The 11,256-nt window shown below is 63.0% G+C and carries 11 protein-coding genes and 1 pseudogene; 11 read left to right on the top strand and 1 reads right to left on the bottom strand.

Features of this window, described 5'->3' with window-relative positions; all coding sequences use genetic code 11:
* The 6 genes and pseudogenes from OBACDRAFT_RS06060 to OBACDRAFT_RS06035 all read left to right on the top strand — a co-directional run.
* Positions 1 to 1,179 (top strand): annotated as a pseudogene (locus tag OBACDRAFT_RS06060) (hypothetical protein); the annotation flags it as partial.
* Positions 1,180 to 1,270: 91 nt separating this feature from the next.
* A complete protein-coding gene (pdxH, locus tag OBACDRAFT_RS06055) occupies positions 1,271 to 1,852 on the top strand; it encodes a pyridoxamine 5'-phosphate oxidase (RefSeq protein ID WP_081721845.1) in 582 nt (193 codons plus the stop codon).
* Between the two features lie 87 nt (positions 1,853 to 1,939).
* Complete coding sequence (locus OBACDRAFT_RS06050; RefSeq protein WP_043583754.1) at positions 1,940 to 2,293, top strand: hypothetical protein; 354 nt, start codon at positions 1,940 to 1,942, stop codon at positions 2,291 to 2,293.
* Positions 2,294 to 2,413: 120 nt separating this feature from the next.
* Positions 2,414 to 4,018 carry an IMP dehydrogenase gene (guaB, locus tag OBACDRAFT_RS06045; RefSeq protein WP_052361311.1) on the top strand — a complete coding sequence of 535 codons (1,605 nt, stop codon included), beginning with the start codon at positions 2,414 to 2,416 and terminating at the stop codon, positions 4,016 to 4,018.
* A 125-nt stretch (positions 4,019 to 4,143) separates the two neighbouring features.
* Entirely contained in the window at positions 4,144 to 5,370 is a 1,227-nt protein-coding gene (locus OBACDRAFT_RS06040) for a class I SAM-dependent rRNA methyltransferase (RefSeq protein ID WP_052361310.1), read from the top strand.
* A gap of 90 nt (positions 5,371 to 5,460) precedes the next feature.
* Positions 5,461 to 5,877 carry a SufE family protein gene (locus OBACDRAFT_RS06035; RefSeq protein ID WP_043583752.1) on the top strand — a complete coding sequence of 139 codons (417 nt, stop codon included), beginning with the start codon at positions 5,461 to 5,463 and terminating at the stop codon, positions 5,875 to 5,877.
* A gap of 27 nt (positions 5,878 to 5,904) precedes the next feature.
* Here OBACDRAFT_RS06035 and OBACDRAFT_RS06030 read toward each other — a convergent pair whose 3' ends face one another.
* Positions 5,905 to 6,822: a prepilin peptidase gene (locus OBACDRAFT_RS06030; RefSeq protein ID WP_043583750.1), complete on the bottom strand. Its 918-nt coding sequence runs from the start codon at positions 6,820 to 6,822 to the stop codon at positions 5,905 to 5,907.
* A 140-nt stretch (positions 6,823 to 6,962) separates the two neighbouring features.
* Here OBACDRAFT_RS06030 and nadD point away from each other — a divergent pair, with 140 nt between their 5' ends.
* From nadD to OBACDRAFT_RS06005, 5 genes are all read left to right on the top strand, one after another.
* Positions 6,963 to 7,610, top strand: coding sequence for a nicotinate-nucleotide adenylyltransferase (gene nadD / locus OBACDRAFT_RS06025; protein ID WP_043583748.1), 648 nt, complete (start codon positions 6,963 to 6,965; stop codon positions 7,608 to 7,610).
* Positions 7,556 to 8,137 carry a ribosome silencing factor gene (gene rsfS / locus OBACDRAFT_RS06020; protein WP_081721844.1) on the top strand — a complete coding sequence of 194 codons (582 nt, stop codon included), beginning with the start codon at positions 7,556 to 7,558 and terminating at the stop codon, positions 8,135 to 8,137. The genes nadD and rsfS overlap by 55 nt, the downstream gene beginning before the upstream one ends.
* Positions 8,138 to 8,254: 117 nt before the next feature.
* On the top strand, positions 8,255 to 9,745 hold the full coding sequence (locus OBACDRAFT_RS06015) for a DUF4139 domain-containing protein (protein WP_052361306.1): 1,491 nt from the start codon (positions 8,255 to 8,257) through the stop codon (positions 9,743 to 9,745).
* 99 nt (positions 9,746 to 9,844) lie between these two features.
* On the top strand, positions 9,845 to 10,609 hold the full coding sequence (locus OBACDRAFT_RS06010) for a Nif3-like dinuclear metal center hexameric protein (RefSeq protein WP_043583746.1): 765 nt from the start codon (positions 9,845 to 9,847) through the stop codon (positions 10,607 to 10,609).
* A 150-nt stretch (positions 10,610 to 10,759) separates the two neighbouring features.
* Positions 10,760 to 11,209 carry a type II 3-dehydroquinate dehydratase gene (locus OBACDRAFT_RS06005; protein ID WP_043583743.1) on the top strand — a complete coding sequence of 150 codons (450 nt, stop codon included), beginning with the start codon at positions 10,760 to 10,762 and terminating at the stop codon, positions 11,207 to 11,209.
* The last annotated feature ends 47 nt before the right edge of the window (positions 11,210 to 11,256 follow it).

Genomic DNA, 11,256 nt, shown 5'->3' with positions numbered 1-11,256 from the left:
GTCTTCCAATACCTCACCGACACCGCCGAAGCCGGAAAATCGTTGCAGAAACTCGACCAGTTGACGGCCACCGAACTGCGTTTCGTCGTCGATATTATCGCGCCCGAAACCGACCTCCTCTGGGCCCAGCAAAACGTGAAACAACCGCTCTCCCGGCTCGACGCCACCTACGGCATGGTGCCCTACAGCACGGCCCGGCTGCGCGCCGGAGTCATGGTCTGGCCCCGCCCCACCTATCACCTCAGCGAACTGCGCGGCGAAGGCGGCATCTGCGTCGATCAAGCCTACTTTGCCACGCAGTGCGGCAAGGCGCGCGGCGTGCCCACGCTGCTCTTTCGCGGCGCGGGCATGGACGGACGCCACGCGTGGTTTGGCTACCTCGATGGCACCAAAAAATGGCAGCTCGACGCCGGCCGTTACGAAGAGCAGCGCTACATCGCCGGCTTCGCGCACGATCCCCAGACCTGGGCCGACATCTCGGACCACGAATTGCAATTCCTCTCCGAAGGCTTCCGCCGCCTCCCCACCTATCGCACCTCGCACGTTCATGCCTTGTTCGCCGCCGCCCTGCTCGACGCCGGACGCCTCCCCGCCGCCACGCGCGCCGCCCGCGCCTCCGTCACCGCCGAACGCCGCAACGTCGATGGCTGGGAACTGTTGCTCAACCTGCAAAAACACGAGTCCGCCGCCGACACCAAAGCCCGCGAAACCCTGTTGCGCGAAGTCGCCACCGCCCTGCAACGTTATCCCGAACTCAACGCCCGTTACCTGCGCGAAGCCGTGGCCTGCGTCCGCGCACGTGGCGACACCGCGGCGGCGGATCAGGAGGAGCGCATGCTCGCCCGTAAATTCCGTTCCGACCGCGCCGACCTCACCATCGAACAGGCCGGCGAGATGGTAAAACGCGCCATGGCCGAGTCCTCGATCGCCGAAGCCGTGCGCAGCTACAACCTCGCCCTGACGCGATTCGGGAAAGGGCAGGGCATCGATTTTTACGACAAAGTCGCCCGCCCCTTCGTCGTTTATCTGGCCACCAAGGGCGAGAAAGCCGAGGCCCTCAAGGCGCTCGCCCGCGCCCGCAACGCGCTCAACGTGCAGCCCGGCACCCAAATCGACACCGAAATGACCTCCCTGCGCATGCGTCTGGAAGCCCTGCCCGCCCAAGCCGGGAAATCCTGAATCCGGGTCTCAAAACTCCGACCCCATTGCGCATATTTTGACAACGCGTGCGGAGCAGCGATTTGGAATGGACCCTAGTATAGTCGCTAATATGAAGAACCCATTGGACGTGTTCCACGAGTGGCTGGATGATGCGGCGCGGCGCGGAGTGCATGAGCCCAGCGCCATGGCCCTGGCCACCATCGGTCCCGATGGCAAACCCTCCGTGCGCATGGTGCTCCTCAAGGAAGCCACCGAACGCGGGTTCGTTTTTTACACCAACCTTGAGAGCCCCAAGGCCTGCGCCCTCCGGGCCAACCCACACGCCGCCTTGTGCTTTTATTGGAACCCCCCCGGCCGTCAGGTCCGGGTGGACGGCATCGTCGAAACCATCGACGAAACCGAGGCCGACGCCTATTTCGCCTCCCGCCCCTATCTCAGCCGCATCGGAGCCTGGGCCTCGCGCCAATCGCAGCCACTCAAGACCACCGCCGAACTCGAACGCGCCGTCGCCGCCACCATGGTCAAATACCCGCGAGGCCGCGTCCCCCGCCCCCCGCACTGGTCGGGATTCCGCCTCGTGCCGGAGAGCATCGAACTCTGGACGGAAAAACCCTTCCGCATGCACGACCGCACGCGCTACGAACGCAAACCCGGCGGCAAAGGCTGGAACGCCATTGCCCTCTACCCATAACCCCCGCGCGACTCATCCGATGGAATTGAAGAATGCAATTGCGCCGTAACGTCGATTAAGGAAACATCGTCCTCTGTGGAGTCCCCAATGAGCAACCAACCATCGGCCTTGTCCCAGAACCAGCATTCGACGCCCGCCACCGCCAAATCGCGCTCATTCCTCCGTTTCACCCGGTTTCGCAAAGCGTGGTTTATTGCCCTCGCTGGTGGATTCCTCCTTGCTTGGGGAACACATCGCTTTGGTGATGAATTTCTTGAGTCCCTCGCGCCAGGCTTTGGAAGCGACACCCATCTGGCCGCTCCCGGCAGCGAACGCTCCGAATATTCCTCTCATTCCCGATATCAGCGCAAGCGCTGGCGCGAATCCCCCTTTGACGAACCAGCCGCCGCCCCTGCCTCCCCCACGGTCAATCCCGCCAGCGAGCACTCCGGCAACCCCTGAAAAACCAAGTGGCGCGAGCACCCCGTCCGCATGGAGCGGAGGCGTTCTCGCAACCAACGCAGCATTTCAGAAAATCCCATTGCGCTTTTCCCGGACGAGCCTACCACCTGCATGGCAACCATGACTAAGGTTGCACCGCTCAACACCACCGCAAACGCCACTGCCGACACCGGCGCATTCGACAGCGAATACTACCAGCCAGCCGACGCGTTTTTTGCCGCCAACCGCCCCATCGGGCTCACATTTGACGACGTCTCGCTCGCCACGCTCTACTCGGACATCCTCCCGAAAGACGCCGACACCTCGACCTCGCTCAGCGACGCGCTCAAACTCTCCATCCCCATCATCTCGTCCGACATGGACACCGTGACCGAAGAGCGCATGGCCATCGCCATGGCCCTCAACGGCGGCCTCGGCCTCATCCATTACAACATGCCCGCGCGCGATCAGGTCAAAGCCGTCGCCCGCGTCAAACGCCACATCCACGGACTCATCCAGGACCCCATCACTGTCACCCCCAACCAATACGTGGCCGACGTCCTCGACCTCGTTGAACACAAACGCTACGACTTCCGCACCTTCCCCGTCGTCGATGAACACGGCAAACTCGTGGGACTCCTCTCCGGCAGCAGCGTCCGCGAACGCTACAAAGGCAAAACCGTGGCCGAGGCCATGTCACCCCGCGGCGAAATCCAGACCCTCCACGAACGCCAGCTCCAGCCCGACCCGATAAAAGCCGCCGACGCCTTTTTCACCGAACACATCGGCATCCACAAAATGCTCGTCGTCGATGACAACGACCGCCTGCGCGGCCTCGTCACCTTCTCCGACATCGACAGCATCCTCCAGGAATCGCGTTCCCGCCGCAAACCCGCCCGCGACCACGCCTTCCGCCTCGTCGTCGGTGCCGCCATCGCCCCCGTCCGCCACCCCGACGGCACCCTCGACCGCGACAAAATCATCTCCCACGTCGGCCACCTCGTTGACGAATCCATCGACGCCGTCGCCGTCTCCACCGCCCACGGCCACACCACCGGCGTTGGCGACATGGTCAAACTCGTCCGCGCCGCCTTCCCCAACCTCACCATCATTGCCGGCAACGTCACCAGCGGCGCCGGCGTCGAATTTTTGGCCGACTGCGGAGCCAACGCCATCAAAGTCGGCCAGGGCCCCGGCTCCATCTGCACCACGCGCATCGTCGCCGGCGTCGGCATCCCCCAACTCACCGCCCTCTACGTCGCCTCGCGCGCCGCACGCGGAAAAAACATCAAAATCATCGCCGACGGCGGCATTACCAAATCCGGCGACATCGTCAAAGCCCTCACCCTTGGCGACGCCGTCATCCTTGGCGGACTTCTTGCAGGCTGCCGCGAAGCCCCCGGCGAGATCATCGACATCAACGGCAAACTCTACAAACAGTACCGCGGCATGGGCTCCCTCAGCGCCATGAACGCCGGCAGTGCCGCCCGCTACGGTCACGACAAAACGGATACAACCCGCAAGCTCACCGCCGAGGGCATTGAAGCCCTCAAGGAAGTCTCCGGCTCCGCCGACGACGTCCTCGCCACCCTTGTCGGCGGCGTGCAGAGCGGCATGGGCTATCTCGGCTCAAAAGACCTCCCCACGCTTCGCCAGAAAGCCCGTTATATCCGCGTTTCGCCCGCCGGCCAGAAAGAAGCCGCCCCGCACGACGTCGTGGAAATCAAAACCCAGAGCAACGCGTAACGAACATCCAACATCCAACGTCGAACATCCAACGTCCAATAACGTGAGCCATAGCAAACGCCCACCAACGCAAACACCAACGCCTCCCCCCCCCCCCGGCCGACGACTCTCCACAGCTCGACACATTGGATGTTGGATGTTCGACGTTGGATGTTGGATGTTCGCGCGAAGCGCGCACGGCTCCTTGGGCGCAACTCAAATACTTCACCTTTCAGCCTGCGATCTTCCCCCGCCTCCTCGGCGACGTATCGCGCGACGCCCGCCCCGGCGACCTCGTCACCGTGTATGACAAAGCCGGATACAAACTCGGCGCCGGCCTCTACAACCCACGCGCCAAAATCGTCCTCCGCGTCATTGCCCACGGTGCCGAAGCCGCGCTCGGCGAATCCTACTTCGCGCACGCCATCCGCCGCGCCGTTGCCCTGCGCCGCGACACCTTCAAACTCGACCAAACCACTGACGCCTACCGCCTCATCAACTCCGACGGCGACGGACTCAGCGGCCTCATCATCGACCGCTACGCCGACACCCTCCTCTGCGAAGTCACCTCCTACGGCATGGCCCGTCGCCTCCCCGAATGGCTCCCCCTCCTGCACGAACTTGCCGGCACCCGCTTTGCCCGCGTCCACGTTGACCACGACCTCGGCAGCCTCGAAGGCATAAAACCCTCCTGGTTCAACGAAACCAACGCCGCCGCTCCCCGCCTCGTTAAAATCCGCGAACACGGCATCCGCTACGAAGTCGATTTCACCGAAGGCCACAAAACCGGCTTCTTCTGCGACCAACGTGAAAACCGCCGCGCCCTCGCCCGCTTCACCCAAGGCGCGCGCGTCCTCGACCTCTGCTCCTACACCGCAGGATTTTCCCTCAACGCCAAAGTCACCGGCAACGCCGCCGACGTCACTGCCGTTGACCTCGACGAAGCCGCCATTGCCCAAGCCAAACGCAACGCCAACCTCAACCAAGCCCGTATCAAGTTTGTCCATACAGACGCCTTTGCCTACGCCCGCCAGATGCAACAAAACGGCGAGACCTGGGACGTCGTTGTGCTCGACCCGCCCAAACTCATTTTCACCCGCGAGAACCCCGGCAACGCCGAAGGCCGCCGCAAATACGAAGACCTCAACCAACTCGCCATCAGCCTTGTGCGCCCCGGCGGCGTCTTCGTGACCTGCTCCTGTTCCGGCCTCCTCAGCTCCGAAGATTTTGAACAACACGTCATCAAAGCCGCCCATCGCCAGAACCGCCGCCTGCAATTTTTCGACCGCACGGGCCCCGGCCCCGACCACCCCGTGTATTCCAACTGCCTCGAAAGCCGCTACCTCAAACTCCTCTGGGCCAAAGTCATCTAACCGCCTTCTACGCCAACCGACTTAAATCGACATCCATCGCCTTAAATCGATTTACGTCGCCTCCCACCGCCCTCCCCCCCCCCCTTATCCATGAGTCTCGCCGCCAAACGCGCCGCCATCATCGAAACATTCAGCCTCCTTCCCGACGACGAAGAACGCTTCCGCCACGTCATCCAGCTCGGACGCCGCTACCCGCCGCTCGAACCCCAATACCACATCGACGAACGCCTCATCCCCGGCTGCGTATCCAGGCTCTGGTTACAACCCGAATACCGCGACGACGGACGCTGCTACTTCCACATGGACGCCGACGCGCAGATTTCCAAAGGCAACGCCGCCCTCCTTTGCAATTTCTACAACGGCGAGACGCCCGCCGACATCATCGCCACCGAACCCGATTTCCTTGGCGAGATCGGTCTCACCCAAGCCCTCTCCTCCAACCGCAGCAACGGCCTCACCAGCCTCCGCCGCCACATCAAAGCCTTCGCCGAAAAACACCTCGTATAGGCAACGGCGCAGTCGCGCCCGCTCCGTTCAAAACAGCGCCGCGAACTCCGCCAGGTATCCGTCGAACCACGACCGCGCCCACAGAAAGTAAACCGCTCCCGCCACCGCCAGCATCGGTCCGAACGGCACCTGCACCCCGAACGACAACCGGTCCGTCGCCACGCCCTCCGCCGTCTCCGCCCGCGGCGCGATGGGTGCGCGCCTGCCCGACACCAGCCGCCACGCCCCCGCCAGCAGTATCCAAACCAACCCTACAACCGCCCCGCCAAATACGCTGAACACCGCCCCCTGCCACCCGGCGAACGCCCCCAGCGCCCCCACAAACTTCACATCGCCGAACCCCATTGCCTCCTTCCGCAACAACACCTCCGCCACCAGCGCGATCCACAGCACCAGCCCCGACCCGACAAAAAGCCCCTGCAACGATATCACCGTGGATTTGATCCCCGCCGTCAGCGCCAGATCGCTCTGCACTCCGTGCAACGCCGGCACCAACGCCGACAACGCCACCCCCGCCACCCCCAGCCCGATCGTGAACATATCCGGGATGATCATGTGGTCCAGGTCGATGAACGTTGCGCACACGATGCACGCCATCAGCAGCATCCCGCAGGCCGCCGCAGCCGGCGGGAACCGCAGCCAGCACGTCACAAAAAGCCCCGCCGTCAGCAACTCCACAAACGGATACCGGAACGAAAACCTCGCCCCGCAACACCGCGCCCGCCCCCGCAGGATGAACCAGCTCAACACCGGGATATTGTCGTACCACGCGATCGGTTTGCCGCACCCGCAATGCGACCCCGGCGACACCACCGACTTGCCCGCTGGCACCCGGTAAATGACCACGTTGAGGAAACTCCCCACCACCGCGCCGAAAATCCCGGCGCAAACCGGGAAAAACCAAGGATAAGCCAGGGCAAACGTTGCGTAATCGGAAGCGGACATGGGGAGGACAAAGTCGAAAAGCTAAAAGCTAAAAAGCTAAAAAGCTAAAAGCTGCAATAAAACCACGCTCGCCTCCTGCCTCCTGCCTACCAGCTTTTAGCTTTCAGCTCTCAGCTTTTCAGCTTTTAGCTTTTTCCCCCATGAACATCGGACTCCTCGGCGGCAGCTTCGACCCCGTGCACAACGGCCACCTCACCGCCGCGCGCGAAGTCCTGAAAAAATTCCCCCTCGACCTCATCCTCCTCATCCCCGCCGCCCAAGCCCCGCTCAAGGACGCCCCGGTCCGCGCCTCCGCCGCCGACCGCCTCGCCCTCCTCCATGCCGCCACCGACGGCATTCCCGGCCTCGCCATCTGCGACTACGAACTCCAGCGTGGCGGCACCAGCTACACCATCGACACCCTCCGCCACCTCCACGCTCTCCATCCTCCGCCCGGCAACCGCCTCTACTGGATCATCGGCGCCGACCAACTCCCCCAACTCCCCCGCTGGCGCGACCCCGCCGGCCTTGCCTGCCTTGCCGACTTCATCTGCATCCACCGTCCCGGACACCCCCTCCCCCCCCCCCCCCCCATTCCCGGACTCAGGCTGCACACCCTCATGAATACCACCCCCGTTGACATCAGTTCCACCGAACTCCGCGCCCGCCTTGCCCGCGGCGAATCTCTGGACGAACGCTGGCTGCCTCACAACGCCATTGAGTATCTGCGCAAAACCGGCCTCTATCGCCCCGCATGTCCAAACAGCCCACCCGCCAAACCAACCCGGATAACACCCTCGAACTCGTAAGAAAAATCGTCGTCGCGCTCTCTGACAAGAAAGCCGACGAACTCGCCATTCTGCACGTCACCCAGTCCGACATCACCGATTATCTGGTGCTTGCCACCGGCAATTCCGAGCCCCACCTCCGCGCTCTCCGCATCGAGACCGAGCGCATCCTTGATGACGTCAAATCCCCCATTGCCGGCATGGAGCAGGGCGGTTACGGCAGCGGCTGGACCGTCGTCGATGCCTACCAAATAATGGTCCACCTCTTTACCCCTGAACAACGCGAGCACTACGCCCTCGACAAACTCTGGAAGGACGCCGCGCACATCGACGTTGAAACCCTCGTCAACCCGCCCAAGCCAAAGCCTGTCAAAGCCAAGCCCGCCAAAGCCAAAACGACCAAGGCCAAAAAATCAGCGGCTCCGGCCAAGCCCACCCGCGCCAAGCCAGTTGCGAAAGCCAAGCCCGCCGCCAAGGCCAAAGCTCCCGCAAAACCCGCCGCGAAAAAAGCCCCGGCCAAGCCCAAGGCCAAATCGAAAAAGGCATAAACCGCCGGAGACGGCGTGCCGCGTCGCCACTTTGGGGAATGCCCGTGTCACATTCGCCCCTCGGTGCGGAGAATTTCCACTATCGCAACCCGCCGGACTGTGTCACATTGGCCGGCCATGAAACACCAAGTCACGACCCACCCATTCTGCGCCCTCCGCCACGCCACCGCCGCGCTCCTCGCCTCCCTTCTTGTTACCGCCACCGCCGCTCCCGCCACCCCGGCGGCACTCACGATTTACAACCAAAACTTCGCCGTAGTCCGCGAGACGATCCCCCTCGACCTCAAGGCCGGCGTCACCGACATCTCCTTCCCCGACGCCACCCTCTCGCTCGAACCCGATTCCATCGTCCTCCGCGACCCCGCCGGCAAAATCCCCCTCAGCATCCTCGAACAAAGTTACCGCGCCGAAACCGCCTCGTCCGGCCTCATGCTCTCCTTCCACGAAGGCAGCACGCTCGACTTCCTCGTGCGCGACCGCGATGCCAAGGAATACACCGTGCGCGGCAAAGTGATCCGCAGCGGTTACATCCCTGGCGGCGGTCAGGAAACGCCCATCGTCGAAGTGGACGGCAAACTCCGTTTCTCCCTGCCCGGCGAACCTTTGTTTCCAACCCCGACCCTTGCTGCCGACGCCATCCTTCGCCCCACTCTTTCGTGGAAAATCCAGACTCCCACTACCGCCAAACTCGACGCCGAACTCGGCTATGTGACCGGCGGCTTCTCTTGGCAGGCCACCTACAACCTCATTGCCCCTGAAAAAGGCGACACCCTCGACATCGTCGGCTGGGTCACACTCGAAAACAACTCCGGCAAGACCTTCCCCGACGCCACCATCAAGCTCATGGCTGGCAACGTGAACAAAATCCAGCCCGAGGCCAATCTCGCCAAAGCCGCCCGCGGCATGGTCATGATGGCCGACTCTTTCGCCGCGCCTCAAGTCACCGAAAAGTCCTTTGACGAATTCCACCTCTATTCGCTCCCCCTTCCCGTCACCCTGCGCAACCGCGAGACCAAACAAGTCGAGTTTCTCCACGCCGCCAGCATCACCGCGCCGGTGCTTTATATTTACGACGGAGCCGCTGGCATTCCCCTGCTGCCTGACTACACCGCAGACAGTGCCCCCTATGTCGGGCGCAACACCCCTGCCAAAGTCGGCGTGTATCGGGAAATCAAGAACACCAAGGCCAACCACCTCGGCCTCGCGCTCCCCAAAGGCCGCGTCCGCTTTTACCGCCAGGACGACGCCGACGGACGCATCGAATTCACCGGCGAAAACACCATCGACCACACCCCCGAAGGCGAGACGCTCAAGCTCTACACCGGCGACGCCTTCGACCTCGTCGGCGAGCGCAAGCAGACCAACTACGTGCTCAGCAACCGCAACGACACCGCCGAGGAGACCTTCGAAATCAAGCTCCGCAACCGCAAGAAAGAGCCCGTCGAAATCCGTGTCACCGAACGCCTCTATCGCGGCATCAACTGGCAGATCATCGAAAGCAGCGAACCCTACACGAAGAAGGATTCCCGCAACATCGAGTTCCGCGTCACCATCGCTCCCGACCAGGAAAAAACCCTCACCTACCGCGTCCGCTACGACTGGAAGTGAAAATCAGTGAACAGTGAGCAGTGAAACAGTGAACAGTGCGGAAGTAACTCACTCTTCACTGCTCACTGATTCACTGATTCACTGTTCACTGTTTCCGCTATGCCTACTCTTCACGACCTCGTTACCTACTGCGACGAACGCACCCGGCGCGCCGCCTACAAAGACGCGCCCGGCGCATTTAACGGACTCCAACTCGCCAACGACGGACGCGTCACCCGCATCGGTGCCGCCGTCGATGCCGGCCTCACTCCCTTTCGCGCCGCGTGCGCGGCGGGCGTCGATTTCCTCATCGTCCACCACGGCATGTATTGGACCATGCCCCAGCCCCTCACCGGTCCCGTTTACGAACGAGTGGCCACGCTCATTCACGGCAACTGCGCGCTCTACTCCAGCCACCTCCCGCTCGACGGACACGAAACGCTCGGCAACAACGCCCTCCTCGCCCGCCAACTCGGCCTCACGCCCACCCGCCCCTTTCTCGTGCAACCCGCCCCTGGCGGCGGCGAAGCCATCGGACGCATCGCCCCCTACACCGGCACCCGCGCCGACCTCCACGCCGCGCTCCGCACGCACTACACCCGCGTCGTGCCCATTGAGTACGGTTCCGAACGCCCTGCGGCCATCGCCTTTTGCAGCGGCAGCGGCAACAGCGCCATCAACGAACTCGTGCGCGAAGGCGTGGACACCCTCGTCACCGGCGAACTCCGCGAAGAATGGTACAACACCATCCAGGAGCACCGCCTCAACGTGTATCTCTGCGGCCACTACGCCACCGAAGTCCACGGCGTGAGGGCGCTCGCCCGCGAACTCTCCGAAAAATTCGGCATCCCCTGGCAATTCATCGCCACCGACAACCCCCTGTGAAAAAAAGCTGAAAAGCCAAAACGCCAAAAAGCTAAAATGGAGGCGGCTGCTTCCGCATCCCGCATCCCGCGTTCAGCATTCCTCGTTTTAGCTTTTAGCTTTTAGCTTTTTAGCTTTTTTTCCCCTTCTCCCACCACGCCACCCGCCCTCATGAAAAAACACATCGCCATCCTCAACGGACCCAATCTTGACCGGCTCGGCAAACGCGAACCCGCCATCTACGGCGCGACCACCCTTGCCGACCTCGAAGCCGGCCTCCGCGCCGAGTTTTCCGACCGCGCCGACCTTGAGTTTTTTCAGAGCAACCACGAAGGCGCACTCATCGACAAGATTGCCACCCTCGCCGACCGTGCCGCCGCTCCCGGCGCCGCGCCCATCGCCCTCGTCATCAACCCCGGCGGCCTCACCCACACCAGCGTGGCCCTGCGCGACGCCATTGCTGGCTCCGGCCTCGCCGCCATCGAAGTTCACATCTCCAACGTCCACCAACGCGAAGAATTCCGCCACCGCTCCCTCACCGCCCCCGTGTGCCTCGCCGCCATTGCCGGCCTCGGCCTCGAAGGCTATTTCGCTGCCATCCGCCATCTCATCAAGCTGTGATGCCCGCCGACGTCGCCCCCGCCTTGCCCTCGTCTGCCGACGTTTCC

The sequence above is a fragment of the Geminisphaera colitermitum TAV2 genome (genome assembly GCF_000171235.2).
Lineage (GTDB): Bacteria > Verrucomicrobiota > Verrucomicrobiia > Opitutales > Opitutaceae > Geminisphaera > Geminisphaera colitermitum.
Note: the sequence above shows the minus strand (reverse complement) of the source record. Positions and strands in the feature narration are given on the sequence as shown.